General features: G+C 67.3%; 18 protein-coding genes. 7 read left to right on the top strand and 11 right to left on the bottom strand.

Annotation, left to right across the window (positions count from 1 at the left end):
- Positions 1 to 10: 10 nt before the first annotated feature.
- Positions 11 to 493 (top strand): hypothetical protein, encoded by a 483-nt coding sequence (locus tag PDM28_RS05690; protein WP_311184118.1) that lies wholly within the window; start codon positions 11 to 13, stop codon positions 491 to 493.
- On the opposite strand, the gene PDM28_RS05685 is transcribed toward PDM28_RS05690, so the two are convergent.
- From PDM28_RS05685 to PDM28_RS05675, 3 genes are all read right to left on the bottom strand, one after another.
- Complete coding sequence (locus PDM28_RS05685) at positions 494 to 1729, bottom strand: DUF819 family protein (RefSeq protein WP_311184117.1); 1236 nt, start codon at positions 1727 to 1729, stop codon at positions 494 to 496. It lies immediately after the preceding gene.
- Positions 1730 to 1839: 110 nt separating this feature from the next.
- Complete coding sequence (locus PDM28_RS05680; RefSeq protein WP_311184116.1) at positions 1840 to 3903, bottom strand: prolyl oligopeptidase family serine peptidase; 2064 nt, start codon at positions 3901 to 3903, stop codon at positions 1840 to 1842.
- A 127-nt stretch (positions 3904 to 4030) separates the two neighbouring features.
- Complete coding sequence (locus PDM28_RS05675) at positions 4031 to 6001, bottom strand: OPT family oligopeptide transporter (protein ID WP_102944056.1); 1971 nt, start codon at positions 5999 to 6001, stop codon at positions 4031 to 4033.
- A gap of 206 nt (positions 6002 to 6207) precedes the next feature.
- Here PDM28_RS05675 and PDM28_RS05670 point away from each other — a divergent pair, with 206 nt between their 5' ends.
- Both PDM28_RS05670 and PDM28_RS05665 read left to right on the top strand, forming a co-directional pair.
- The gene (locus PDM28_RS05670; protein ID WP_311184115.1) at positions 6208 to 7965 is read left to right on the top strand and encodes a peptide MFS transporter; all 1758 of its coding nucleotides are present in this window, start codon (positions 6208 to 6210) and stop codon (positions 7963 to 7965) included.
- A gap of 180 nt (positions 7966 to 8145) precedes the next feature.
- Positions 8146 to 10824, top strand: a complete 2679-nt coding sequence (locus PDM28_RS05665) for a hypothetical protein (protein ID WP_311184114.1) — start codon at positions 8146 to 8148, stop codon at positions 10822 to 10824.
- A 38-nt stretch (positions 10825 to 10862) separates the two neighbouring features.
- Here the strand turns inward: PDM28_RS05665 and PDM28_RS05660 are convergent, their stop codons facing one another.
- The 3 genes from PDM28_RS05660 to PDM28_RS05650 form a co-directional block, all read right to left on the bottom strand.
- Positions 10863 to 12812: an alpha/beta hydrolase family protein gene (locus PDM28_RS05660; RefSeq protein WP_311184113.1), complete on the bottom strand. Its 1950-nt coding sequence runs from the start codon at positions 12810 to 12812 to the stop codon at positions 10863 to 10865.
- 58 nt (positions 12813 to 12870) lie between these two features.
- Positions 12871 to 14856, bottom strand: a complete 1986-nt coding sequence (locus tag PDM28_RS05655) for an alpha/beta hydrolase family protein (RefSeq protein WP_311184112.1) — start codon at positions 14854 to 14856, stop codon at positions 12871 to 12873.
- Between the two features lie 164 nt (positions 14857 to 15020).
- Positions 15021 to 15656: a LysE/ArgO family amino acid transporter gene (locus PDM28_RS05650; protein ID WP_311184111.1), complete on the bottom strand. Its 636-nt coding sequence runs from the start codon at positions 15654 to 15656 to the stop codon at positions 15021 to 15023.
- A gap of 130 nt (positions 15657 to 15786) precedes the next feature.
- Here PDM28_RS05650 and PDM28_RS05645 point away from each other — a divergent pair, with 130 nt between their 5' ends.
- The 4 genes from PDM28_RS05645 to PDM28_RS05630 all read left to right on the top strand — a co-directional run bounded on the left by PDM28_RS05645 (position 15787) and on the right by PDM28_RS05630 (position 21577).
- The gene (locus tag PDM28_RS05645; RefSeq protein ID WP_311184110.1) at positions 15787 to 16692 is read left to right on the top strand and encodes a LysR family transcriptional regulator ArgP; all 906 of its coding nucleotides are present in this window, start codon (positions 15787 to 15789) and stop codon (positions 16690 to 16692) included.
- Between the two features lie 52 nt (positions 16693 to 16744).
- A complete protein-coding gene (locus PDM28_RS05640) occupies positions 16745 to 17332 on the top strand; it encodes a hypothetical protein (protein ID WP_102944064.1) in 588 nt (195 codons plus the stop codon).
- Positions 17333 to 17486: 154 nt separating this feature from the next.
- Positions 17487 to 19223 carry a malate dehydrogenase (quinone) gene (gene mqo, locus PDM28_RS05635; protein ID WP_311184109.1) on the top strand — a complete coding sequence of 579 codons (1737 nt, stop codon included), beginning with the start codon at positions 17487 to 17489 and terminating at the stop codon, positions 19221 to 19223.
- A 104-nt stretch (positions 19224 to 19327) separates the two neighbouring features.
- Positions 19328 to 21577: a TonB-dependent siderophore receptor gene (locus PDM28_RS05630; protein WP_311184108.1), complete on the top strand. Its 2250-nt coding sequence runs from the start codon at positions 19328 to 19330 to the stop codon at positions 21575 to 21577.
- A 35-nt stretch (positions 21578 to 21612) separates the two neighbouring features.
- Here the strand turns inward: PDM28_RS05630 and PDM28_RS05625 are convergent, their stop codons facing one another.
- The 5 genes from PDM28_RS05625 to PDM28_RS05605 all read right to left on the bottom strand — a co-directional run bounded on the left by PDM28_RS05625 (position 21613) and on the right by PDM28_RS05605 (position 26325).
- Complete coding sequence (locus PDM28_RS05625) at positions 21613 to 22839, bottom strand: MFS transporter (RefSeq protein ID WP_311184648.1); 1227 nt, start codon at positions 22837 to 22839, stop codon at positions 21613 to 21615.
- Positions 22840 to 22983: 144 nt separating this feature from the next.
- Complete coding sequence (locus tag PDM28_RS05620) at positions 22984 to 23712, bottom strand: DNA-formamidopyrimidine glycosylase family protein (RefSeq protein ID WP_311184107.1); 729 nt, start codon at positions 23710 to 23712, stop codon at positions 22984 to 22986.
- Positions 23705 to 24439 (bottom strand): DUF72 domain-containing protein, encoded by a 735-nt coding sequence (locus PDM28_RS05615; RefSeq protein WP_311184106.1) that lies wholly within the window; start codon positions 24437 to 24439, stop codon positions 23705 to 23707. The genes PDM28_RS05620 and PDM28_RS05615 overlap by 8 nt, the downstream gene beginning before the upstream one ends.
- A 4-nt stretch (positions 24440 to 24443) precedes the next feature.
- The gene (locus PDM28_RS05610) at positions 24444 to 24878 is read right to left on the bottom strand and encodes a pyridoxamine 5'-phosphate oxidase family protein (RefSeq protein ID WP_311184105.1); all 435 of its coding nucleotides are present in this window, start codon (positions 24876 to 24878) and stop codon (positions 24444 to 24446) included.
- 79 nt (positions 24879 to 24957) lie between these two features.
- A complete protein-coding gene (locus PDM28_RS05605; RefSeq protein ID WP_311184104.1) occupies positions 24958 to 26325 on the bottom strand; it encodes a CehA/McbA family metallohydrolase domain-containing protein in 1368 nt (455 codons plus the stop codon).
- Positions 26326 to 26361 lie beyond the last annotated feature (36 nt).

The following is a 26361-nucleotide window of genomic DNA, read 5'->3' as shown; positions in this document are numbered from 1 at the left end:
CGCACACGCCATGACCGCCACCGCCGAAGCAGAACCGCAGGTCACCCGCGTGGGCGACATCGATTTCAACGACGCCGTGGCGTTGCTGGACCGGCACGCGCTGCGGCTGCACCGCGTGGCCGATGGCGCACCGATTCCCGGGAGTTACTGGGGCGAGCCTGAAGCAGGCATCATCGCCAGCGACGTGTACGTGCGTAATGACACCCCCGTGCACTCGATGCTGCACGAAGCCTGCCACCTGATCGTGCTGCCGCCGGAGCGGCGTGCGCTGGTGCACACCGATGCGACCGATTCGGTTCCGGAAGAAGACGCCACCTGCTACCTGCAGATCGTGCTGGCCGGACAGTTGCCCGGCGTGGGCAGCACGCAGTTGATGGCCGACATGGATGCGTGGGGATACACGTATCGGTTGGGGTCGACGCAGGCGTGGTTCGAGCAGGATGCCGAAGATGCCAGGGCGTGGTTGGTTGAACGCGGGCTGTTGGGCGCGTAATCACCCCGCCCCGGCCAAGGCCCTCAACGTAATCCCCACGATGTACGCCAGGTACGTGCCCGTCGCATACCCCATCGTCCCCAGCAGCACACCCACCGGCGCCAGCGACGGATGGAACGCGGCCGCCACCACCGGTGCCGACGCGGGCCCACCAATGTTCGACTGCGAACCAATCGCAAAATAGAAGAACGGCACCTTCAACGCCATTGCCAGTGCCAGCAGCAGCGCGATATGCACCGCGATCCAGATCAGCCCCAGCGCGAACAGCCACGGGCGTTGCAGCAGCGCCAGCAGGTCCATCTGCATGCCGATGCAGGCGATCAGGAAATACAGCAGCAACGAACCCAGCTTCGAAGCGCCTGCCCCTTCCAGGTTGCGCGCCTTGGTGAAGCTCAACGCCAGGCCGCAGGTGGTGGAGATCACCACCACCCAGACGAACGGCGCGTCCAGGCTGAACTGCGGCGCCCACGCCACATGGCCCTTGAACCAGGCCGAGACCGGCCCGGCAATCGCATGCGACAGCCCCACGGTGCCGAACGCCACCGCCACGATCAGCATCAGGTCGGTCAGGCTGGCCACCCGCTCGTGCTCGGCCTGGAACTTCTCGATGCGCAGCTTCAGTTCGTCGATCGCCGAGGTATCGGCCCCGGTGCGCGCATCGATCGTCGCCGCGCGCCCGGCCAGGAAGATCAGCACCGCCATCCACACATAGCCCACGCCCACGTCCACCACCGCGAACTGGCCGAAGGTGGTGGCGTTGACGTCGAACACTTCGCGCATCGCCAGCATGTTGGCGCCACCGCCGATCCAGCTGCCGGCCAGCGCCGCCATGCCCGACCAGGTATCACCGGCCACGGTTTCCGGATGCACCCACTTCATCAGCATGAAGGCCACCACCGCGCCCAGCATGATGCTGAACGATGCGCCCAGGTACATCACGATCAGCTTCGGGCCCAGCCGCAGGATGCCCTTGATGTCCACCGCCAGGGTCAACAGCACCAGCGCGGCGGGCAGCAGGATGTCACGCGCGACCGGGTTGTACAGGCGGGTGTTCTGCCCGTCGATCAACCCGATCGTGTTGTAGACGCCGGGAATCATGTAGCACAGCAGCAGCGCCGGCACGAAGGTATAGAAACGCTTCCACAGCCCCTGCTCGCGCGAGGCGGTCCAGAACACGGCGCCCAGGGTAGCGGCGATCAAACCGAAGACGACGATGTCGTTCTGGATCAGGGGCATGCAGGGGGTTCTCGATGGGTGCAACGGATCGTAGTGCCGGCCGCTGGCCGGCTCCCGATATCGCGTGGAGCCGGCCAGCGGCCGGCGCTACGGTTTGATGCGCCGAAGAATCAGTTGCCGATGTGCTGCTTCAACCAGCCGTTCACCGTGTCATGCCACTGCACGCTGTTCTGCGGCTTCAGCACCCAATGGTTCTCGTCCGGGAAGTACAGGAACTTCGATTCGATGCCCTGGCGCTGCGCGGCGGTGAACGCACCCAGGCCCTGTTCGACCGGAATGCGGAAGTCGAGCTGGCCGTGGATGATCAGGATCGGCTTCTTCCAGTCGGCCACGTGGTTGACCGGGTTGAAGCGCTCGTAGTTCTCCGGCTTGGCGAACGGCGTGCCGCCCTGCTCCCACTCGGTGAACCACAGCTCTTCGGTGGCGTAACCCATCATGCGCTGGTCGAACACGCCGTCATGGTTGACCAGGCACTTCCACGGCTCGTTCCAGTTGCCGGCGATCCAGTTGACCATGAAGCCGCCGTAGCTGGCGCCCAGCGCACAGGCCTTGTCGCCGTTGAGGAACGGGTACTGCTTCTGCGCAGCCGCCCAGCCCTTCTGCAGGTCTTCCAGCGGGCGGTCGCCCCAGTGCTGGCTGATCGCGTCGGTGAACGCCTGGCCGTAACCGGTGGACCCGTGGAAATCGATCATCACCACGGCGTAGCCCTGGCCCGCGTAGGTCTGCGGGTTCCAGCGGTAGCTCCAGCCGTTGCCGAAGCTGCCCTGCGGGCCACCGTGGATCAGGAACGCCACCGGATAGCGCTTGCCTTCCTGGTAGTTGTACGGCTTGACCACGTAACCGTGCACGGTTTCGTTGTTCCAGCCCTTGAACTGGAACTGCTCGTAGTCGCCGAAGGCCACGTCCGGCAGCATCTGGCTCGCGCTCGGAGTGATCTCGCGCGGGCTGCTGCCGTCGACGCCGGCCACCACGATCTGGTCGCCGCTCTTGAGGCTGTTCTTCGTGTACGCCAGCGTGCCACCGGCGATCACCGGCGAACCGATGCTGCCGCCCTCGGCCACCACGGTGGGCTTGCCGGTCGCGATGTCGATGTTGAACAGGCGGTGTTCGCCGAGGTCATCGGCCGCGGTGTAGAAGCTCTTGCCATCTTCGGACAGCACCACTTCGCCGGCCGAACGGTCCCAGCCCGGCGCAATTTCGCGGGTCTTGCCCGAGGCCAGATCCATTGCCATCACGCCGAAGCGGTCGGCTTCGAAGCCCGGGCGCTTCATGGCGCGGTAGTACAGGGTGTTGCCGTCGGCACTGAACACCGGGCCGGCATCCCAGGCCGGGTTGGCGGCGGTCAGGTTGACCGGCGCCTGCTTGCCGTCGGCGTCCAGGCGGTACAGGTCGAAGTTGGTCGACCAGGCCTCTTCGCGGCCGGCTACGCGGATGCTGGCCACCACGGACTTGCCGTCCGGTGCCCAGGTGAAATCGTCATTGCCACCGAACGGCTTGGACGGCGCATCGCCGGCCAGGGTGGCGCTGATCGCCGAAGCGCCCTTCACTGCGGCCGCCTTGCCGGTCGGCAGCGGGGCCACGAACAGGGTGTTGCGGCGGCCGTCGTTCCAGGTGTCCCAATGGCGCACGAACAGGCTGTCGAACACCTCGCCGGTGTTCTTGCGCGCCTTGTGTGCGTCGAGCTTCTTGCTGGTGCAGGCCAGGTCCGAACCGCAGTCCTGGAACACGCCGGCGCTGAACGCCACGCGGTCGCCCTGCGGCGAGATCTGGTAGCTGTCCACGTCCACCGCGAAGTCGGTCAGCTGGCGCGGCGCTCCGCCGGCCAGCGGCATCGCGTACAACTGCTGGCTGCCGCCCTTGGCGCTGAGGAAGTACACGGTCTGGCCGTCGGCCGAGAGCGCGGCCGAATTGACGTTCCAGCCGGCCGGGGTGAGCGGCTTCGGCGGCGCGGCATCGCGGGTACGCAGGTTGCGGATGAACAGGCCGGTGCTCGCCTTGCTGTCGCTGCCGAGCACGCGCTTGGCGAACACCACGTTGCCGCCATCGGCGGTCAGCAGCGGGGCCGAAACCCGATCCAGCGCGATCATGTCGCGCACATCCAGGCCACGCGTCGCAGCCAGCGACGGCAGCGCGGTCAGCAGGCACAACGGCAACAGGGCGTAACGAAGCTTCATCGGGTTCTCCGCGGAACGGCAAAACGCCGATGGTAATGTCGCAAATGCCCTCGGTGCAAAGGCCACACGTCATGGGTAAAACAAACCCCGCCGGAGCGGGGTTTGTCGAGTTCAATCAGCGGCCGGATCAGACCGAATGGGCTTTCTTGCCGGTCCGGTAGATCAGCCAGCCCACCAGGAACAGCACGGCCAGGCCGATCCACTGCGCGGCCGGCAGGCTGAACGGCACCGCCAGCACGTCGGCGCGGCCACTGGCCACGATCGGGATCGCAATGGCGATGCCCATCAGCGCCTCACCGGTGATCAGGCCGGCGGCGAACAGCACGCCCGGCTTGTGCACGCGGTCGCGGCCTTCTTCGTCGTCGGCACGCACCTTGTGGAAGCGCTCGACCAGGTAGGAGATCAGGCCGCCGAGGAAGATCGGCACCATCAGTTCCAGCGGCAGGTAGATACCGATGGCCGCGGCCAGCACCGGCACGCGGAAGCGCGAACCACGCGCCTTCAGCCAGCTGTCGAAGGCGATGATGGCCGCACCGATGCCCGCACCGATGGCGATGAAGTCCCACGGCAGCTGGCCGCCGAACAGGCCCTTGGCCACCGAGGCCATCAGGTTGGCCTGCGGGGCCGCCAGCGCGTTGGGATGCTCGGCGGTCGGCGCACCGATGCCGTAGGCGGTGGCCAGCAGGTTCAGCACCGGGGCCATGATCAGCGCGCACGAGAACGCGCCGATGCCCAGCATCAGCTGCTGCTTCCACGGGGTGGCACCGACGATGTAGCCGGCCTTGAGGTCCTGCAGGTTGTCGCCACCCACTGCTGCGGCGCAGCACACCACCGCGCCGATCATGATCGCCGCCACCGCGCCCAGCGGGGCACCGCCGATGCCGACCGGGGTCAGGCCGCTCTTGCCCAGCAGCACCACCAGCACCGCCGAGGCGAACAGGATGGTGGAGATGGTGATGCCCGAGACCGGGTTGTTGGACGAGCCGATCAGGCCGGCCAGGTAGGCCGAGACCGAGACGAACAGGAAGCCGGCCACGATCATGATGATGGTCATCGGGATCGAGACGTGCCACTGGCCGACGATGGCCTGGTACAGCGCCAGCAGCGGCAGGGTGAACACCACCAGCGCCACCAGCATCCACTTCATCGGCAGGTCGCGCTCGGTGTGCGCCACGACCGGGCCACCGCTCTTGCGAGCCGCGGCGAAACCGCTCTTGACGCCATTGAGCAGCGACTTGCGCAGCGAGATCAGGGTCCAGATACCGCCGATCAGCATCGCGCCCACGCCCAGGTAGCGCATCTTCGCGCTCCAGATGGCGAACGCCGCGTCGGTGGACGAGGCGGTGGCGATCGATGCGGCCAGGCCGGGATCGGTGTCGAGGAAAAACGCCTGGTACAGCGGAATGGCGATGTGCCAGGTCAGGATCGAGCCGGACACCACCACGATGCCGACGTTCAGGCCGACGATGTAGCCCACGCCCAGCAGCGCCGGCGACAGGTTGGTGCCGATGAAGGCGGTGACCTTGGAGCTGCCCACGTACGCCGAGGTCGCCCAGGCGTCCGGGATCAGGCGCATGCCGCTTGCAGCCGCCACCTTCACCACCGCGCCGATCACCGCCGACAGGCCGAGGATCTTCAGGCCCGGGCCCGGGTTCTCACCGGCCTTGAGCACTTCGGCCGCGGCCTTGCCTTCCGGGAACGGCAGCGGGTCTTCGACGATCATCGAACGTCGCAGCGGCACCGAGAACAGCACGCCGAGCAGGCCACCCAGGCCGGCGATGCCGAGCACCCACCAGTACTTGAAGTCCGGCCAATAGCCCATGATGACCAGCGCCGGGATCGTGAAGATCACGCCGGCAGCGATCGACGAACCGGCCGAGGCGCCGGTCTGCACGATGTTGTTCTCCAGGATCGTGCCGCCGCCGAGCAGGCGCAGCACCCCCATCGAAATCACCGCCGCCGGGATCGCGGTGGCGATGGTCAGGCCGGCGAACAGACCCAGGTAGGCGTTGGCCGCCGACAGGATCACCGCCAGCACGATGGCCAGCACCACCGCGCGGAGCGTGAGCTGTTTGGGCGCAGCGTCGTTGTTGTTCATGGATGCCCCTGTTGGCAAAAAATCCTGTCAAACCTAGCGTTCAAGCCAAAACAAGGCAACCCGTGCCGAATGGCATGCCCGATCCGCCGTGATCGGCAAGGTCGGTCGCCGGGACGGGCAAGGCGACTTGTAATGTTATATCACTGGCGTGGCTGCGCGCGGTCCGAACGGTGATAATCGCGCCCTGTTTTGTCGCCTTCGGCCCGATGACCACCACTGCCCAGCCTGCTTCCGACGATTTCCTCGGTCACCCGAAAGGCGTCTACGTCTGCTTCTTCACCGAAATGTGGGAGCGCTTCTCCTTCTACGGCATGAAGGCGCTGCTGCTGCTGTACCTGACCAAGTACCACCTGTTCGGCGACAAGGCCGGGCTTGACCTGCTCGGCGCCTACGGCGGCCTGGTCTACTGCATTCCGGTGTTCGGCGGCCTGCTCGCCGACCGTTGGCTGGGCATGCGCAAGGCCGTGGTGTTCGGTGGCGTGCTGCTGGTGCTGGGCCACCTGGGCATGGCCTTCGAAGGCCACGCCGCCACGCGCATCAACGGCGAAGTGGTACGCGACAACGCCGCGCTCGGGGTGACCTACCTCTCGCTGGCGTTGATCATCATGGGCGTGGGCTTCCTCAAGCCGAACATTTCCACCATCGTCGGCAAGCTCTATCCCGAAAACGATCCGCGCCGCGATTCCGGCTTCTCGCTGTTCTACGCCGGCATCAACCTCGGTGCGCTGTTCGCCTCGCTGGTGTGCGGCTTCCTCGGCGAAGCCTATGGCTGGAAGTACGGTTTCGGCGCGGCCGGCATCGGCATGGTGGTCGGCCTGGTGATGTTCCTGTGGGGCCAGAAGTACCTGCAGGGCCACGCCGAACCCACCGACCCGGTGGCGCTGCGCCAGCCGGTGTTCGGCCTGCGCCGCGAATGGCTGATCTACGTTGCCGCCGTGCTCGGCGTGGTGCCGGTGGCCGCCCTGATGTGGGCGGCGGCCAACGGCGCCTTCGCCCTCGGTGGCGAAATCAGCCTGGCGCTGATGCTGATGATCGTCGTGCTCGGCGCGGTGCTGGTCTGGTTCGCCTGGTTCACCGGCACCCGCTGCACCCCGGTGCAGCGCCAGCAGATGATCGCGCTGATGGCCCTGATCTTCATGGCGCTGGTGTTCTTCACCCTGTACGAGCAGACCTACGGTTCCTGGGTGACCTTCACCGACCGCATGCTGACCAAGGACCTGGTGCCCGCACTGGTGATCCAGGGCGGCACGCCGCTGCCGTGGTCGATCGCCTCGCTGCTGCTGGCCCCGCTTGGCTTCGTGGCGGCCGCACGCCTGTCCGAGCGCAACCCCGGCTCGACCGCGCCGCGCAACCTGTTCATCGCCATCGTCGCGTTGATGCTGGTGATGCTGATCCGCGACTGCCTGGTGATTCCGCAGACCGCCGGTTCGCTGACCTACCTGGGCGGCCTGTTCCTGGTGGTGCTGGCACCGCTGTTCGCCGCGCTCTGGGCGTGGCTGGACAAGCGTCGGCTGGATCCCTCCAAGCCGGTCAAATCGTCGCTGGGCCTGGTGTTCGGTGCGCTGTCCTTCATTCCGCTGGCACTGGCCGCGCAGCAGGTCGGCGCGACCGGGCAGATGGCCAGTGTGTGGTGGCTGGTGCTGGCCTACCTGGTGCTGGAGATCGGCGAGATGTGCCTGTCCCCGGTCGGCCTGTCGGCGGTCACCCAGCTGGCCGCGCCGCGCGTGGTGAGCCTGATGATGGGCACCTGGTTCCTGGCCACCGCGTTCTCCGAAACGCTGGCCGCGCTGTTCGGCAAGCTCGCCGCGATCGAGGTGCCCGAAGGCGAAACCATGAACATCGCCAGCGCCGCCGCCAGCTACGAGCACCTGTTCTGGCTGCTGATGTGGATCGGACTGGGCTGCGCCGCCGTGGCACTGGCGGGGTCGCCGTTGTTGAAGCGGATGATGCACGGGGTGAAGTGACACGGGTGTTGCACCCCTGCACATAAACACTTCTTAACACCATCCGACCCAGTCACACTTTGCGGGCGTTGAAACAAGTTGTAGATACAGCCACACCGCGGCTGACCACCATGGCGTTCCTACGTGCAGACCTGCCCGACGCAGCTGCACGTTTTCCCCGATGCGTCCATGGAGTTTCCAATGTCACCCGCTGTTCCTGCCCGTCGGCCGTTGGCCGTCTTTGTCGCACTTGCCCTGTGCAGTTCCCTTGCCGCGCCCGCCTACGCCGACGACGACGTCGACTGCGAGCGCACGCCCGACCACCTGCAGTGCGATGACAGCGGCGACAGTGACGGCGAGTCGCGCGGCATGAGCGCCTGGTTGCTGGGTGGCGTGGCCCTGGCCGGCGGCGCTGCTGCGGCAGCCGGTGGTGGTGGTGGCGGCGGTAGCGGTAGCGACGGTGGCAGCGGCGGTGGCGGTGGCGGCCTGCCGCCCGGCAGCGAAGGCGGCCAGTACGGTGGCAACCAGCACCTGGCGGCGCCCGGCAGCGACGTCACCTGGGACCGTAACGTGGAAACCCGCGTGGTCGGCAACGCACGCAATGAAGGCACCCTGCACATCAGCGCTGGCACCCTGGCGGTGCGCAACGACGGCGAGCTGCGCAACACCGGCACCCTGCGCATCGGCCAGGCCGCACGCCTGCTGCTGGAGAACGACGGCGAGCTGGACAATTACGGGCGGTTGGAACTGCAGGGGCAGCTGCACCTGCAGCGCGAGGGCAGCCTGGAAAACCACGGCACCCTGGTCGCGCAGGGCGCCAGCATCCGCATCGACGGCGATTCGGATATCGAGAACCTGGGCAGCATGGAGCTGCGCGACACCGTGGTGACCCTGAGCGGTGAAAGCGAGTTCGACAACGGCGAACGCCGCCGCAATGCCAGCCTGCTGGTCGATGGCGGCGGCTTCGCGCTGGGCGGCATGGCCGAGTTCGACAACCATGGCACCGTTACCGCGCGCGGCACGCTCAACCAGGGCGCGCTGGTACATGCGGTGACCGCGCGGGTGGGCAATGAGCGCGATCCGATCGAAGCCTTCGACAACCATGGCCAGATCACGCTGGACGGCAACGCGCGCGTGCTGACCCTGGTCGCCGACAGCCACGCCAGCAGCGGCGTCAACCGCGTCGGAGGACGCATCACCAGCAACGCGCGCAACCAGTCGGCGATGCATGCCGAAGGCAGCCACGCCACCCTGCTCAACCAGGGCACCCTGACCGTCACCGGCGACGGCGCGGTGGCGATGTCCGGCGCGCGCGGCGCCACGCTGATCAACGACGGCGTGATCAACCTGGGCGTGGCCGGCGGCCAGAATGGCCAGAACATGGTGGCGATGCAGTCCGACGGCTCGGCCGCCCTCAACAACCGCCGCGGCGGGGTGATCAACATCCACGCCGACAACTCGCACGCGTTCCGCATGGGCGCGAACGGCGGCGGCCGCCTGATCAACAACGGCCAGGTCAACGTGTTCGGCGCCGGCAGCGGTGTCCACGCCGACCTGCCCACCCAGGACGCCGACCGCCCTGCCCCGGACCTGGGCTGGCAGGCGCCGCGCGGGATCAGCGGCTACACCGTTGGCACCAATGCCGACGGCAGCGCTGGGCAGATGGTGCTGCATGAAGGCGGCGAACTGTCCGACGTGCACGTGGATACCGGCTTCACCCGCGGCACCGACGCCTCGCAGATCCGACTGGAAAAGGTGTTCGTGGGCGCAGACGGCGGCGAGCAGAACATCAGCAGCGCCACCGTGGTCTGGCAGGCCCAGGCCGAGCGCGACGCCGCCGGCAACGTCGACGTGGTGATGACCCGCAACGACTACCGCGATCTGGCCGATGCCGGTGGCCACGGCATTGCCGCCGCGCTGGAAGCAGGCTACGCCAACAATGCGCTGTACCACAGCCTGGAAGTGGCCAGCGGCGCCGAGTTCAACCACGCGCTCAACCAGCTCTCTGGTGCCGGCCTGGCCATGGCCGGCATGCGCCTGACCGCCAACGGCGATGCGTTCTGGTCGAGCCTGGCCCGCGCCACGCCGGCCAGCGGTTACCGCATGCTGGCGTTCGGTCCAGGTTCTGCCAGCGCCTCCGGCGTGCAGGGCGTGGGCACCGGCATGCAGATGGCGATGTCGCTGGGCGGTGGCCGGCAGCTGCAGCTGAGCACCGGCCTGCTCGGCTCGGACTTCTCCACCGACGGCGGCCAGACCCGTTCGCAGTCGCGCTTTGCCGGTATCGGCATGGCGCAGTCGCTGGGTGCGTTCACCCTCCAGCACACGCTCGGCAACGAATGGCACCAGACCGACGGCCAACGCCAGCTGCACTGGGGCAGCACGCGCATGAGCGCGCACAGCCAACGTGCCCTGTCGCGCGTGCGGCTGGGCAGCACGCTCAGCACCGAGGTGGCGGCGGCCGGCCTGCATTGGCAGCCGCGGCTTGGCGCGTCGGCGTGGCATGCGCGCGAAGGCGCGTTCCATGAGGTGGGTGCCGATGCCCTGGGCCTGTCTGTGGGTGCCGGCACCCGCAGCGGCATGCAGCTGGAACTGGGCAGCTCGGTGAGCGGCCGCCTGGGCAACGGCTGGACGCTGCGTGGCGATGCTGCCCTGTTTGGCTCCATGGCGCATCGCGCCAGCGCGCGCAGTGCCACCCTGCACGGCGCCGGCGACCACGCCTTCGTGGTACCGGGCCAGGCCCCCACGGGCATGGACTACCGGATGATGCTGGGGGCCGACTACCGCTACCGCCGCGCCAACCTGGGTGGCGCGGTCATGGCCGAGCGCTTGCTCGGGGTCCGCGACGTGCAGGCACAGATGCAGCTGCAGATGGCGTTCTGATCGCCCTCACGTAACGTGGAAAACGCCCGCGCCACCGGTCACGGTTGCGCGGGCGTTGCCGTTGTCGCGGTTTCCCCGCCCAGGCTGCGCGACAGGAACGCGAGCAGTTTTGTGTAGTACTCGCGGCGGTGCTCCATGGTGTAGAAGCCGTGCCCTTCGGTCTTGAAGTAAAGGCTTTCCACGGGGCTGCCGGCACGCTGCAGCGCCGCTTCCATCTTCTTCGTGTGCTGGATCGGCGCGCGCTTGTCTTCGCCGCCCGCAGCCAGGAACACCGGCACCCGCACCTGGTCGGCCAGGTTGACCGGTGAACGTGCCGCCAGGCCCTCGACCGGTCCCAGCCAGTTGCGCAGGTAGTTCATACCCGACTTCTGGTTCTGGATGTCGCCGCGCTCGAACATCATCGGCAGATCATAGACACCCACGTACCCTGCCGCACACTGGTACAGCCCCGGTTCGCGCACCGTGCCCATCATGGCCGCATACGCCCCGTAACTGCCCCCGTAGATGCAGATGCGCTTCTCGTCGGCAATGCCTTCGGCGATGGCCCAACGGGTGGCGTCGGTGACGTCGTCCTGCATGCGCAGCCCCCACTGCAGCCGTCCCGCCTGGGCATGCGCACGCCCGTAGTTGGACGAGCCGCGGAAGTTGATCTGCAGCACCGCGTACCCTGCCGCAGCCAGCAGCTGGTTCTCGCTCTGGTAGTCGCCGGCATCGAACACGTCGATAGGCCCGCCATGCGGCACCACCACCATCGGCAGCCTGCCGGCCTGCCTGCCTTTCGGAACGGTCAGGAACCCATGCAGCTTCAGCCCATCGCGCGCGGTCAGTGCCACCGGGCGCACCTCCGCACTGCTGGACGGATCGATCCAGCCGTTCCTGCCGGCAACCAGCGCGGCGGTGCGGTTGACCGTGTCGTAGCGGTAGAAGTCGCCCGGATTGCGACCCGACCAGGCATACACCAGCAGGGTGCGCCCATCGCGGGTGCTGGACGTCACATACACCGGGTTGTGCAGGGCGGCCTGCAGGGTGCGGTACAGACGCGCGGTGCTGGAGGTGTCGTCGAAGAAGCGCGCGCGCGGTACGTCGCCGTAGTACAGCGCCCCCACCGGCACGCGGGTGCCGGGCTGGTAGATCACCAGGCCCGGGTCCACGGTGTCGTCGCGGAGCAGCTGCCGGCGCTCGTTGCTCTGCGGGTTCCAGCTGACGATGGCATCGGGCCCTTCGGGCTGTTCCACCTGCAGATAGGCCAGGCTGCCGTCCGCGCTGAACCCCAGCGCACGCTCCGCATGGTGGCTGACCGACACGTCGTTGACCAGCACCCAGTCCTCGCCGCGCTGGGCGCGGTAGTACAGCTTGCCTACGTTGTCCGCGCCGGCACCGAGTGCGAAGCGCACCTCGCCGGTGCTGTCGGTGGTGAACTCGGCACGCTGCACGGGCGACCGCGCCACCACCAGCCGGCGCCCGGTCACCGCATCCATGCGCTCGATGCGGGTAAAGGGATTGTCGGCGAAGGGCCACACCGCGATCAGCACGTTGCGGTCGTCGCCGGCCAGCTCGTCGGTCAGGAACGCAGCGACCTGGCTTTCATTCAAGCCGCCCACCCGATAGCCCACCAGCAGGTCGCTGCCCCTGCCGTCGGCGTTGATGCCGTACAGCTCGCCGGTCGGCTGCGGCCGGTCGAGCCGACCGGCCTTCTGTGCAAGGCCGATGACCAGGCGCTGGTCGCTCACCCAGTCGAAGGTGTCGGCGTGGCTGTATCGCGGCGGCCGGAACGAGCCCACCAGGCTCATGTCAGTGCTTCCCATGATCGCCACGGCGGTGGCGTCCTCCAGCGGTATGGTCGCCGCGATGTAAGTGCCGTCCGGGGAAATCTTGAGCGTGCCGAACGCGTCCTCGCGCAGGAACCGGTCCAGGTCGATCGCACCGGCACTGGCCGACAGCAGTGCAGCGCCTGTGCCCAGCAGCGCGGCCATGAATGTCATGCGCATCCATCCCCTCCTGGTGCGGCACCCGCAGGTGCCGCCTGTCCATCGTCGTGGTGTCCGCTCAGGGCGACGCCGGCGCTGCTCCGGCGGTCTTGCCGCCCAAGCTGTGCGACAGGAACGCCAGCAGCTTGCCGTAGTACTCGCGACGGTGCGGGTCGGTGTAGAAGCCGTGGCCTTCGGTGTCGTAGTAGAGCGACTCCACCGGCACCCCCGCCTTCTTCAGCGCCGTCTCCATGCGCTTGGTGTGCTGGATCGGGGCACGCTCGTCTTCGCCGCCGGCGGCCAGGAACACCGGGACCTTGATGCGATCGGCGAGGTTCACCGGCGACACCGCGGCCACCTCGGCGGCGCTGCCCAGCCATTCCTTCAGGTAGGTGCTGCCCGAACCGCTGCGCTGGATATCGCCGGTGGTATGCATCATCGGCAGGTCGTAGACCCCGACGTAGCCGGCCGCGCAGCGGTACAGCCCCGGTTCGCGCGCGGCGCCCATCAGCGCGGCATAGGCACCGTAGCTGGCGCCGTAGATGCAGATGCGCGACGCGTCGGCGTGGCCCTGGGCAATCGCCCAGCGGGTGGCGTCGGTGACGTCGTCCTGCATGGTGCCGCCCCACTGCTGCGCGCCCGCCTGCCGGTAGGCGCGGCCAAAGTTGCCCGAACCGCGGAAGTTGACCTGCAGGACGGCGTAGCCGGCGTCGGCCAGCATCTGCGCTTCGCTGTTGTAACTGCCGTCGTCGAACACGCCGAACGGGCCACCGTGCGGCACCACCACCATCGGCGGCTTGGCCGTGCCCGAGGCGGTGGGCGCGGTCAGATAGCCGTGCAGTTCCATGCCGTCGCGGGCCTTGAACGCGAACGGCGTGACCTTGGCACTGCGCGCCGCATCGACCCAGCCGCTGCGGCTGATCAGGTGCTCGGCCGACTTGGCGACGGTGTCGAAGATGTAGAAATCGCCGGGATTGCCGCCCGACCAGGTCTGCACCAGCACCAGCCGACCGTCGCGGGTGCTGGAGGTGATCAACACCCCTTCGCCGGCAAAGGCGGCTTCCAGGCTGCGGTACAGGCGGGCGTCGGCCGACGCGTCGTCGAAGAAACGGGTGCGCGGCTTGTCGCCCATGTACAGCGCACCGACCGGCACGCGGGTGCCCGGGCGGTACAGCAGCTGCTCGGGGTCGACCACCGGGTCACGCAGCAGGGTGGCGCGCTTCCCGGTTGCCGGGTCCCAGCTTACGATCGCGTCGGGACCGTCGGCCTGCTGGACCTGCAGATACGCGGTCTGGCCATCTTCGGAGAAGCCAAGCGCGGTTTCGATCCGCTTGGACACGGCTTCGTCGTTGACTAGCTTCCAGTCTTCGCCGGTCACGCCGCGGTAGTACAGCTTGTTGATGTTGTCGCTGCCAGCGCCGTGCGCGAAGCGGATCTGCCCGCTTGGGTCGCTGACGAAATCGGCATTGCGCACCGGCGAGCGCGCCACGGTCTGGCGGCGCCCGCTGGTCACGTCCAAGCGGTCGACACGCGTGTACGGATCGCTGGAGAACGGCCACACCGTGACCAGCACGTTGCGTTCTTCCTGCGGCATCGAGTCGATCAGGAACGCGGCCACTGCCTCGACCTTCTTCGGCTGGATGCGCGTGCCCGGCCCGGCGCCCTCGACCCGGTAGCCGACCAGCAGGTCGCCGCGGCCGCTCCTGGCGCTCAGGGAATACAGTTCACCGGTGGGTTGCGGCTTGTCGAGCGAGCCGAATTTCTCGGCCAGGCCGATCAGCACGCGGTCGTCGGACACCCAGTAGAAACTGCTGGCGTGGTTGTTCTTCGGCGGCATGAACGAGCCGACCACCTTGCCGGCCTCCCGGTCCAGGATGGCCACGCCGGTGCGGTCCTCCATCGGGATGGTGGCGGCGTAGTACTGGCCACTCGGCGACAGCTTGATGTCGTTGAAGGTATCGCGCTTGAGGTAATGGTCCAGGTTCACCTCGGCGGCGGACGCCTGCCCGACCGAACCAGACAACGCAGCCAGGACGGCCAGCGCCGCCCACTTCGAGTACTTCATCCTTCCCCCTTCGGTCCGGACACCTTGTCCGTGATGGCGGAGTGTAGACAGATCGCCCCGCGCCAGACCAGTACCGTCATCCGGTTTCTGGAACGGCCCTGAAAAGAAAATGGCACCGCGAGCGGTGCCATTTAGACGTGCATTGACGGAGAGAGAGAGAGAGATCAATGCACGCCGCGGAACGCCAGGCTCAGGGCCAGGATGGAGAGGATCACGGCGATGGTGCCGTCCAGGATCCGCCAGGTTTTCGGCTTGGTGAACAACGGCGCCAGCATGCGCGCGCCCAGCCCCTGTGCGGTCAGCCACAGGCAGCTGGCGGTGACCACGCCGGCGGCGAAGGCCATGCGCGCATTGCCGAAGTTGTCGGCGATGGAGCCGATCACCATCATGTCCAGCCAGAAATGCGGGTTGATCAGCGAGAAGCCGACCGCGGCGGTCAGCACCGCGCGGCGCGAGCTGTTGTCGCTGTCGTCCACCTGCATGCCACCGGTACCGGCCAGCGCGCGGCGTGCCGACTGCCAGGCGTACCAGGCCAGGAAGGTGACGCCACCCCACAGCACCACGGTGGTCAGCCAGGGCAGCGCGCGGGTCAGCGTGCTCAGGCCGGCCACGCTGGCAAAGATGAAGATCGCATCGATCGCCGCGCAGGTCGCCACGACCGGAACGATGTGCTTGCGCAGGATGCCCTGGCGCAGGATGAAGGCGCTCTGCGCGCCGACCACGGCGAACAGGCCGATGCCGGCGGCGGCGCCACTGAACCACGCGGCCAGACCGGGGCCGCCGGAAATGAAGGAGAACATGGTTGCCACCTGTAGTGCGGGGGGCGGTGCCTCGCCAAGGCGTACAGCACCGGATGGCGCGTATTGTCGCGCCGCAACATGAAAAAGTAGAGCTAAACTTACTTAACCATCTTTAGCGGAACTTAAGACGATGCGTATCGACCATGCCCAGCTCCGCGCCCTGGCGGCGGTGATCCGCGAAGGCAGCTTCGACCGTGCCGCGCAGTCGCTCAATGTCACCGCGTCTGCGGTCTCGCAGCGGGTCAAGGCGCTCGAGGACCGGGTCGGCCGGCTGCTGGTGAAACGCGCTTCGCCGGCGGTGGCGACCCCGGAGGGCCAGGTACTGGTGCAGCTGGCCGAGCAGACCGCACTACTGGAACACGACGCCCTTCATCGGATGGGCATCGCCGACGAGGACCTGCCCCACGCCAGCATTCCCGTGGCGGTCAACCACGACAGCCTGGAAACCTGGTTCACCGACGCCGCGCTGCGTTTTGCCGAGCAGACCGGCACCACGCTGGACCTGCGCCTGGAAGACCAGGACCACACCGTGGCGCTGCTGCGGCAGGGCGCGGTGCTGGGCGCGGTGACCACGCTGGACGAGCCGGTGCAGGGATGCCAGATCCACCCGTTGGGCAGCATCCGCTATGCAGCGACCTGCACCCCGGCGTTCCACGAGAAGTACTTCGCCAAGGGGGTGAACGCCCAGTCGCTGGCCCAGGCGCCGGTGCTGGTGTTCAACCGCAAGGACGATCTGCAGGCGCGTTTTGCCCGCCGCCTGGCCGGCGAGGAGCTGCCGATGACCGCGCCGACCTGGTGGATTCCTTCCACCCGCGCCTTCGTGCAGGCCAACCTGGGCGGGCTGGGCTGGACCATGAACCCACTGCCGCTGGTCAAGCGCCACCTGGAAGCCGGGCGGCTGGTGCTGATGAAACCGCGCGCCTGGGAAGACGTGCCCCTGTACTGGCAGCACTGGAAGGGCGACGTACAGACCATGGCGCTGCTGACCAGGGCAGTGCTGGCAGCGTCGGCAACCCTGGTGCGGAAGCGGCGTTGACGCGGATGGACCTCCGATCTGGCACGATCGGGCCAACGTGCTGGGGGTGGCAATGGAATCGGATCCGGTCTACCTGCATCTCCGGGTGGTGCTCAGCATCATCCTCGGCCTGAGCATCACCACGCTGGTAAAGGGCCTGGCCTCGATCATCGAGCACCCGGCCCGGCGCGGTGGCTGGTCGGGCATCCACCTGTGCTGGGTGCTGTGGACGCTGGTGTCGGTGGTGACCTTCTGGTGGTGGGAGTTCCGCCTGGCCAGCGTGCGCGAGTGGACCTTCGGCCTGTACCTGTTCGTGATCGGCTACTGCGCCAGCTGGTACATGCTGTGCGTGCTGCTGTTCCCGGACGACCTGCGCGAGTACGGCAGCTACGAGCAGTACCTGCTGCAGCGGCGCGCCGGCTTTTTCGGCATGCTGGCGCTGGTGACCCTGCTCGACCTGGGCGATACCGCGATCAAGGGCCACAGCCGCTGGCAGATGCTGGGCGAGGCCTATCCGGTGCACACCGGGATCATGCTGTTGATCGCAGGACTGGGCATTGCAAGCCGATCACGACATTGGCACCTGGGTCTCGCGATCTTCGCCCTGCTCTACCAGACCGGCTACTTCCTCGCTGAATACTTCACGATGGGAATCGACTGACCGGGCGTGGCACAGCGAACGGATGCTGCGTTGCACCAAATTCGTACCGGAACGGGCTAAAATGGACGTCTGGATGCGTTCAAGTGCTTGTTTCTTCACGCTTCGACTCGGAAGCGTCGGCATCCTGCCCCTCTCCCCAATGAAGAGAATTCCCATGACGAAATCGTCTGGAACGCCTTCGGACGGCGCCCCGCCGCGTTCCGAAGGTCGCAGGAAATTCGCGAAGCTCGTCCTCGCCCTGTTTGCCCTGCTGCTGATCGCCGCCGCCGTCTTCCTGTACTGGCCGCTGACCCAGCGCTCGGTACCGGCCGCCGGCAACGACAAGCCGGTGGACGTGGTCCTGGTCGGCGGCGGCATCATGAGCATCACCCTGGCCACCTTCCTGCAGGAACTGCAGCCGGACTGGAACATCCAGGTGTTCGAGCGCCTCGATGGCGTTGCCCTGGAAAGTTCGGACGGCTGGAACAATGCCGGCACCGGGCACTCGGCCTTCGCCGAACTGAACTACACCCCGGAACTGCCCGACGGCAGCATCGAGACCAAGCGCGCGGTCGGCATTGCCGAGCAGTTCGAGATCTCGCGCCAGTTCTGGTCGCACCAGGTGAAGGAAGGCCGCCTGAGCCAGCCTTCGGACTTCATCAACGCCACGCCGCACATGAGCTTCGTATGGGGCGATGACAACATCGCCTACCTGCACAAGCGCCAGCAGGCGCTGGTGAAGAACCCGCTGTTCTACGGCATGCAGTACTCCGAAGACCCCGCGCAGATCAAGGCGTGGGCCCCGCTGCTGATGGAAGGCCGCGACCCGAACCAGAAGGTCGCCGCGACCTGGATGCCGCTGGGTACCGACGTCAACTTCGGCGTCATCACCCGCCAGCTCACCGCAGGCCTGCAGCGCAATCCGAACTTCAGCCTGCACCTGGAGCACGAAGTGCGGGCGCTGCGCCAAAACGACGACAAGACCTGGAACGTGACGGTCAAGGACCTCAACGCCGGAACCGAGTCCACCCTCAAGTCGCGGTTTGTGTTCATCGGCGCCGGCGGTGCCGCGCTCAAGCTGCTGCAGCTCTCGGGCATTCCCGAATCGAAGAACTATGCCGGCTTCCCGGTCGGTGGCCAGTTCCTCGCCTTCCAGTCGCCGGAGATCGCCGGCCGCCACAGCGTCAAGGCCTACGGCATGGCCGAAACCGGTTCGCCGCCGATGTCGGTGCCGCACCTGGACGCACGCAAGCTCGACGGCAAGCCGGTGGTCCTGTTCGGCCCGTTCGCGCTGTACAGCACCAAGTTCCTCAAGCACGGCTCGTGGTTCGACCTGTACTCCTCGGTCAACCACAACAACGTGGCCGGCATGCTCGACGTGGGCATGGAAAACCTGGACCTGGTGAAGTACCTGATGGGCCAGGCGCGCCTGAACGACGACGACCGCCAGGCCGAGCTGGTCAAGTACTTCCCCAACGCCAAACGCGAAGACTGGAAGCTGGTCACCGCCGGCCAGCGCGTGCAGATCATCAAGCGCGATCCCGAAAAGGGCGCGGTGCTGCAGTTCGGCACCGAGATCGTCACCGACCAGGATCACACCCTGGCCGCCCTGCTCGGCGCCTCGCCGGGCGCGTCGACCTCGCCGCCGATCATGCTCGACCTGCTCAGGAAGGCCTTCCCCGCGCAGATGGCCGCCGGCTGGGAAGCCCGCCTGCGCGAGATCGTGCCGTCCTACGGGCGCAAGCTCAACGACAGCGCTGCGCTGACCAACGAGATCCGCCGCCAGACCAGTGACACCCTGCGCCTGCCGTTCCTGGACGTGCCGGAGGGCACCAGCCCGGCGGTGATGCTGACCCCGCCGGCGCCGGTGACGGAAAAGCGCAACGCCAATGAGGAGATGCAGGCGTTGTAAGCGAGTAAAGCGTAAAGGCAGCGGGGCAGAGCCCCGCTCTACGGAAACCGGCCTCTGGCCGGTTTTTTGTTGCCGGTCCGTCGCGTTAAATTATTGTAATTCGAATGAGAACGATTTACATTTGCGTCCCGTTGTGCACCCCCTGCCCACTGAGACCGCAAAAGTCCTTCCGTTCCCTGCCCTCCCGTTCCGTCCGTCGCGCCCCGCTGGGCCTCGCTGTCCTGGCCGTGCTGTCGCTGGCTTCGCCGCTCGCCCTGGCCGAGACCGCTGATGCCGCTGGCGATGCCAAGACCCTGGACAAGGTGAACGTGGTCAGCACCCAGCGTGCGCCCTCCAGCACTACCCGCCTGCCGATCAGCCTGCAGGAGACCCCGCAGTCCTCCACCGTGCTCGGCCTGCAGCGGATCCAGGACGAAGCCCTCTTCAGCATCAACGATGTCCTGCGCAACGTCACCGGCGTCAGCGTGTCCTTCTACGACACCCAGCGTCCGCTGTACTACGCCCGTGGCTTTGCCATCACCGACTTCCAGGTCGACGGCATCCCCACCTACAGCGGCTCGACCAACCAGGAATACGACACCGCCTTCTACGACCGCATCGAGGTCATCCGCGGCGCCAACGGCCTGCTCAGCGGCGCCGGCATTCCCTCGGCCACGGTCAACCTGCTGCGCAAGCGTCCGGGCAAGGACTTCGATGCCTCCTTCGCGGTCAGCGCCGGCAGCTGGGACTTCCGCCGCATGGAAGCCGACGTCAACGCACCGCTGACCTCCGACGGCCGCTTCCGCAGCCGCGTGGTCGCCGCCTACACCGACCGCGGGCTGTATTACGACCGCTACGACGAAAACAAGATGGCCGGCATGGCCGTGCTCGAAGGCGACCTCACCGACAGCACCACCGTCACCGTCGGCTACCAGACCCAGGACAACAACCCGTACGGCTCCACCTGGGGCACCGTGCCGTTCTTCGACAGCCAGGGCAACTTCGCCCACCTCCCGCGCGGAACCAACCTGTCGCCGAAGTGGAGCTACTGGAAGCGCGAAACCAGCACCGCCTTCGCCAACCTCGAGCAGCGTTTCGGCGAGAACTGGCTGCTGAAGATCAACACCGCCTACACCCGCGGCAACGTGCAGAACGTGCGCCTGTACGGCACCGGCAACCCGAACCCGGACACCGGCGCCGGCATCTTCCTGCGCGCCGCCGCCGGCGACTCCGAAGACACCCGCCGCAACGTCGACGCCTACCTCAGCGGCACCTTCCCGCTGTTCGGCCGCGAGCACGACCTCACCGTCGGCGCGCAGTGGTCCGACCTCGAAGGCACCACCAACACCATCGCACTGCGCTACCCGACCGACTGGGCCCGCTGCGGCACCGAACGCTGCTACTACATTCCCAACGTGTACACGTGGGACGGCGACATTTCCGAAGTCACCTACAGCCGCACTGGCGCCCGTCGCGTCGCCCACACCACCCAGAGCGGCTTCTACCTTGCCACCCGCCTGCGCCTGGCCGATCCGCTCTCGCTGATCGCCGGTGCGCGCCTGAGCCGTTGGGAAACCCTTACCCGTGCGTACAACGCCGCCGGTGCGTACACCGCCACCAGCGGTGCCTACAAGGTCAGCGACGAAGTCACGCCGTATGTCGGCCTGGTGTACGACATCAACCCCAACGTCTCGGTCTACGGCAGCTACACCGAGATCTTCAACCCGCAGAACTACAAGGACCGCAACGAGAACCTGCTGGCCCCCGTGCAGGGTTCCAACCTGGAAGCCGGCCTGAAGACCCAGTGGTTCGACGGCCGCCTGACCGCCAATGCCGCGGTGTTCGAAGCCAAGCAGGACAACTACGCGGTGCGCGACATGAGCGTGCCGGACGGCAGCCTCAGCGATGGCAGCTCGGCCTACATCGGCGTGAACGGCACCAAGGCGCGCGGCTGGGAAATGGACATCAACGGCGAAGTGATGCCGGGCTGGACGGTCAATGCCGGTTTCACCCACGTCAAGGTGACCCGCGCCGCCACCGACATGCTGTACGCGAATCCGCCGGAAGACCTGCTGCAGCTCAACACCAGCGTGCGCCTGCCCGGCGTGCTGGACAAGCTGACCGTGGGCGGTGGGTTCTCCTGGCAGAGCGAGGTGGAGGGCTACAACATCCCCTACCCGCTGGGTGGCACGCGCACGGTGAAGCAGCCGGCCTACATGCTGGTGAACCTGCACGCGAACTACGCGATCAATGACAGCTGGACCGCGTCGCTCAACGTGCGCAATGCGCTGGACAAGACCTACTGGGCGAACTTGGACTACAACAACTACGGCGAGCCGCGGTTCGTGTCGGCCAGCCTGCGCTGGAAGTTCTGACCATCCAACACGCGTAGAGCGGGGCCCGCCCGGCGTCAGGTCGGGCGGGTTTCGCGCAGCCCCCACATCACCGGCAACACCAGCAGCGCCACCGCGGCGATCATCGCGCCTGGCGCTGCGGCCCAGCCGGTGTGGCGCACCAGCAGTTCGGCGATCAGCGGCGTGGCGCCGCCGAAGAACGCAGTGGCCATGGTCACACCCAGTGCAAGCCCACTGAGCCGGCCTTCGCCCGGGAACTGCTCGGCGGTGGCCGGTGCGGCCACTGCACTGACGCCGCCAGCGAGGCACGCCAGCACCACGGCGGCCAGGCCGATCTGCACTGCAGTACCGCTGGCCATCACGCCGAACATGGTCAACGGCAACAGGGCGGACAGCAGGGCCAGCCCGATCAACACGGGTCGACGCCCTACCCGGTCCGACAGCGCGCCGGCCATCGGCGTCACCAGGATCACCGCGACCGCAGCACCCGTGGACAGCCACAGCGCCTGAGATTCGCCGATGTCGCTGACCGAGCCGAGGAACGCGGGCACGTAGGTGATGCCCACGTAGTAAGTGATCGACCCCAGCGCGGAAATGGCGAAGGTGCGGGCCACCGCCCCACGGTGGAAGCGCCAGGTATCGCGGATCGGCGAGGTCGGCACCGTGCCGGCCGCCACCTGGCGTTCGAACTCGGGCGACTCGTGCATGGTCGAGCGCGCCAGCAGGATGCCGCCGGCCAAGGCGGCACCGACGAAGAAGGGAATGCGCCAGCCCCAGCCGTCCAGCTGCGCGGTACTGAGCAGGGCAACGGTCAGCGCCGACAGTGCAACCGCGAGCAGCGCCCCGACCTCACTCGCGGCCGACGCCAGCGAGGTGACGAGCCCGCGCCTGCGCAGCGGTGCCGATTCCAGCAGGTAGGCGACCACGCCGGTATATTCGCCGCCCACCGAGAACGCCATGACACAGCGCAGCAGCAGCAACAGCACGCCTGCGGTGGTGCCGATGCTGTCGAAGGTGGGCAGCATGGCGGTGGCCAGCATCGCCACGGTCATCAATGCCATCGAGGCGAGCAGCATGTAGCGCCGCCCGAAGCGGTCGCCGAGGTGGCCGAAACAGAGTGCGCCCAGCGGACGCATCAGGTAGGACACCGCAAACCCGGCCAAGGTCGCCAGCAGCGCATTCTCGCCCCCGCCGAAGAACACCCGCGACAGCACCGTCGCCAGGTACAGGTAGAGGGTGAAGTCGTACCATTCCACCACGGTGGAAAGGCCGGCCACGATCATCGAGCGGGTCGGTGTCGCGGCGGTAGCAGCTGCGTGGGGCGCTGTTGCGCTCGAGCGCGCAGCGGAGGCTTGGCTGGTCATGGGGCCGCAGCCTAGGCCATCCGGCCTCCACGCCGTGTCGTCACGGCGTCACCGGCAGGCGGCTCAGTAACGGACCTGGCAGTTCGGGCAGAAAAACGTGCGCCGCTTGCTTTTGCCTGGATAGGTCTTTGAGACCGGCCCGCCGCAATTGGGACACGTTCGTTTCGTGTGGATCTGCCAGTGGTTGCGCAGCTCGAAGGCACGCTTCCACTCAAGGAATCTGAAACTGTACTCACGTGCGTCAGTGATGACCCTGCCCAGCACTCGCGGCGGAAGGTCGCCAATCCGCGACTCGGGGTGCACGCGCTGGCGGAACAGCACTTCGTTCTTGATGATGTTGCCAACCCCGGCGAAGAGGTCCTGGTCGAGCAGCGCATCGCAGACCAGCGTCTCCGGCTGCAGTTTGAGGCGGCGCCGCGCCAAGCGGGGGTCCCACGCGTCGTTCATCACGTCGGTGCGCCAATCGTAGGTATCGTCCAGCGGTCCTTCGATGTACTTCAGCGAAGAGGCGTAGATGTTGAGCTCGCCGTTGTCGAACTGCAACGAGACACGAGGCGGCGCGGGCTTGCGCTCGTCGATGCGGTAACTCCCGAACATCAGCATGTGCACGCGCAGGCTGAAGCCGCTGAACTCGATAAGGAAGTGTTTTCCCCAGCTGCGCAGGGACAGTACCCGCCGGCCTTCCATTCGGGTCAGGTCCAGGCTGCTGTTGCCGATGGCGCGGCGTACGGTCTTCCGACGGAACTTCGCCGCAGCCTCGCGCAGGATGACGATGGAAGGGCCCTCAGGCATCGGCGGTGAGCTCCTGAAGGCGTGCAGCGTTGGCAACGGCGAAGCCGTGCGCTGTGTTGTCGAAGATGACCCACGGCGGCGACGCTGCCACCGCCCCCATCTGATCGGCCAGGCCGACGAGCGCAGTTTCGCCGTAGTCGCTGTAGTACATGCGCGGCGATCCGTGCCAGCGCCAGTAGCGCCAACAGGACGCGCCGCCTGGATGCGCGGCCGACGGTACCCGTGCAGGGTCCACGCCTGCGCGCGCAACATCGTGGCGTAGCAGCAGCGCATCGGCAGGTGCAGTGAACCAGCTGGCGTGCCGGGGTTCGCAGACCAGCGGCACGGCGGTGCGTCGGCGGAGTGCGCGGAAGAAGCTGGCGGCCCGGCGCGGATCCAGTGCCAGCGACGGCGGGAGCTGCAGCAGCAGCCCGCCCAGCTTGGCGCCGAGCCCCAGGGATTCATCAAGGAAACGATCCAGCAAACTGCCCACCCCGACCAGGCCCGAATCGTGGGAAATGGTGCGCGGGAGCTTCACGGAGAAGCGGAACGCGGGGGGCACCGTGGCCGCCCAGCGCTCGTACGTCGCGGGTTTGTGCGGACGATAGAAGGAGGAGTTGATCTCCACCACCGGGAATCGGGTGGCGTAGCGTGCCAGCATGCTGTCGCCCGGCCCGAACAGATCGGCGTACCGGCTGGGGATGGACCAGCCGGCACAGCCGATCAACGGGCGGACAATGGCAGGCATGGGCTCAGACGCGGATCTCGCCCTGGTCTTCGCCGTCCCAGTAGTGGATGCGGTGCGCGTGGACATGGATCAGGACCAGACCAGGGGTCTCGATGCCCTGCTCGAACCAGCGCTCGAGGCTCTTCTGCCAGTGTTCGCGCATGACCTCCTTGTCCCGTACGAGGCGTGCCTTGCCCTGCACGAACACGAACAGCGGCGGCTTGCCGAGCAGGCCCTTGCTGCCGGTGAAGCTGAGCGCGACCTTGGGTTCGGCCTGCAGTTCGCGGACCATGTCGGTGCTGTCGAGAGCGAAGAACCAGCTGTCGCCGTCGTAGTCGACATCGCCATTGTTGCTCATCGGCCGGCCGGCGATCTCGCCGTTGTCGGCGAAGGTCTGCAGCATGGTGAAGTCGATGCCGGCCATCTTCTTGGCCAGGTCATGCAGGGTCAGGGTGGTCATCGGCGGCTCGCGGGAGGTGATGTCTCCAAGGGTCAGCGCGCCGCCGTGACCACCCCGTGCACGCCTGCTGGCGCGGCCTTCACCGCGTGATGAACACCGGGTTCGAATAGAACCACAGGTCCTGCCAGGGGTCCTCGCCCTTGATGTCGGCCAGCGGCGTGGGCTCGTCGGTGTTGCTGCCGCGTGCACGCACGAAACCGCCGCCGGCCGGTGCGGGCAGCTCCCACGCAACCTGGTACCACGCGCCTTCCCGGGTCCACTCCTTCGCGGTGAATCGGCGGGTCTGCATCTTCGGTGCATCTGCACCGCCACTGCCGACGATCAGCTGGATCTGCTGCAGCGCGGGGTGCTGGCCCATCGCATTGGGCGCTTCCGGTCGGCGCACGCGCAGCTGGATCCGCATCGGTTTGCCTGCCGGGATCGCCAACGCATCGCCCATCCGCGCCACCGCGCCGCCGTCTGCGGCCTGCACGCTGAACGCCATGGCATCGATGAGGTCGCCGGTGACGGCGAACATGCGGCCACCCCGCACGCCGCCCAGGATGTCATCTGCCTCCGGCCGTGCCCACACGTAGGTCTTGCTGTACTCGCCCGGGTCGAAATCGCTGCCCCCATCGCGCTGGTTCACATGCGAATCGGAGCTGGCGGTGATCCAGAACCGGGTGCCGGCGGCCAGCATCCGGTCCCACACGCCGCCCACCTGCGTGGTCATCTGATCGAAACCACCAAAGGTCGGCGCCGCCGCATTGCGGTACAGGCCGCGCTCGGTGCGGGTGGCCTGGTGGCCGGGTGCGCCTTCCATGCCGACCAGTACCTGCGGTGCCGTGGCGTGCCACGCGATCAGCTCGGCCGGCGTCACTTCGCCCCACTGCCCTGCCCCGGTCGCAGTGCGCGAGGGGTGGTTGACCAGCATCAACGGCAGCGGCTGCAGGCCGCGCATGTGGGTCAGCGCATCCAGCATGTGCTGATGGGTATCGCGGCTGCCTTCCTGCAGCGGCTCACCGCGGCTGTAGTCGCGCTCGATGGCGAACAACTGCTCGCCTTCCTTCGGACCGGGCGCAACGATCAGCGAAGCATGCTCACCGGCCGGCACGTCGAACTCCATGCCGTTGAACTGGATCAGGTCGGGCACGTCGCGACGGGCCTGCAGCAATGCGGGATACGCATGGTCGCGGGTCACCGCCGAATGTCCGGGACCACCGTGGTCGGTGTGCACCATCCAGCGCAGGCCGAAGTGGCGCGCCTGCTGTGCGTTGCGGGTACGGGTGTAGGACGAGTCGCCGCCACGGATCGGCGTAGGCGGCGTGGTGCTGCGGTCCCAGTCCACGCTCCATTCGCTGTGGACATGATGGTCGCCGGGCTGCCAGTCGCGGCCTGCGTCGGGGTCCGTGTTGGCCGCACTGGCCAGGGCCGGCGCAAGCAGCGCCAGCAGGAGAAGAGTACGCATGAAGGTTCCTTGCAGGCCCCTGCCTGCCGCGCGGCG

Source organism: Stenotrophomonas aracearum (assembly GCF_031834615.1).
Taxonomy (GTDB): Bacteria; Pseudomonadota; Gammaproteobacteria; order Xanthomonadales; family Xanthomonadaceae; genus Stenotrophomonas; species Stenotrophomonas aracearum.
The sequence above is the reverse complement of the archived record's forward strand: the minus strand, read 5'-3'. Positions and strand labels throughout refer to the sequence as shown.

Bases quoted from the DNA above. Each gene is read 5' to 3' on its own strand.
- PDM28_RS05690 (WP_311184118.1), top strand. From the start codon at position 11: ATGACCGCCACCGCCGAAGCAGAACCGCAGGTCACCCGCGTGGGCGAC.
- PDM28_RS05685 (WP_311184117.1), bottom strand. From the start codon at position 1,729: ATGCCCCTGATCCAGAACGACATCGTCGTCTTCGGTTTGATCGCCGCT.
- PDM28_RS05680 (WP_311184116.1), bottom strand. From the start codon at position 3,903: ATGAAGCTTCGTTACGCCCTGTTGCCGTTGTGCCTGCTGACCGCGCTG.
- PDM28_RS05675 (WP_102944056.1), bottom strand. From the start codon at position 6,001: ATGAACAACAACGACGCTGCGCCCAAACAGCTCACGCTCCGCGCGGTG.
- PDM28_RS05670 (WP_311184115.1), top strand. From the start codon at position 6,208: ATGACCACCACTGCCCAGCCTGCTTCCGACGATTTCCTCGGTCACCCG.
- PDM28_RS05665 (WP_311184114.1), top strand. From the start codon at position 8,146: ATGTCACCCGCTGTTCCTGCCCGTCGGCCGTTGGCCGTCTTTGTCGCA.
- PDM28_RS05660 (WP_311184113.1), bottom strand. From the start codon at position 12,812: ATGCGCATGACATTCATGGCCGCGCTGCTGGGCACAGGCGCTGCACTG.
- PDM28_RS05655 (WP_311184112.1), bottom strand. From the start codon at position 14,856: ATGAAGTACTCGAAGTGGGCGGCGCTGGCCGTCCTGGCTGCGTTGTCT.
- PDM28_RS05650 (WP_311184111.1), bottom strand. From the start codon at position 15,656: ATGTTCTCCTTCATTTCCGGCGGCCCCGGTCTGGCCGCGTGGTTCAGT.
- PDM28_RS05645 (WP_311184110.1), top strand. From the start codon at position 15,787: ATGCGTATCGACCATGCCCAGCTCCGCGCCCTGGCGGCGGTGATCCGC.
- PDM28_RS05640 (WP_102944064.1), top strand. From the start codon at position 16,745: ATGGAATCGGATCCGGTCTACCTGCATCTCCGGGTGGTGCTCAGCATC.
- mqo (WP_311184109.1), top strand. From the start codon at position 17,487: ATGACGAAATCGTCTGGAACGCCTTCGGACGGCGCCCCGCCGCGTTCC.
- PDM28_RS05630 (WP_311184108.1), top strand. From the start codon at position 19,328: ATGAGAACGATTTACATTTGCGTCCCGTTGTGCACCCCCTGCCCACTG.
- PDM28_RS05625 (WP_311184648.1), bottom strand. From the start codon at position 22,839: ATGATCGTGGCCGGCCTTTCCACCGTGGTGGAATGGTACGACTTCACC.
- PDM28_RS05620 (WP_311184107.1), bottom strand. From the start codon at position 23,712: ATGCCTGAGGGCCCTTCCATCGTCATCCTGCGCGAGGCTGCGGCGAAG.
- PDM28_RS05615 (WP_311184106.1), bottom strand. From the start codon at position 24,439: ATGCCTGCCATTGTCCGCCCGTTGATCGGCTGTGCCGGCTGGTCCATC.
- PDM28_RS05610 (WP_311184105.1), bottom strand. From the start codon at position 24,878: ATGACCACCCTGACCCTGCATGACCTGGCCAAGAAGATGGCCGGCATC.
- PDM28_RS05605 (WP_311184104.1), bottom strand. From the start codon at position 26,325: ATGCGTACTCTTCTCCTGCTGGCGCTGCTTGCGCCGGCCCTGGCCAGT.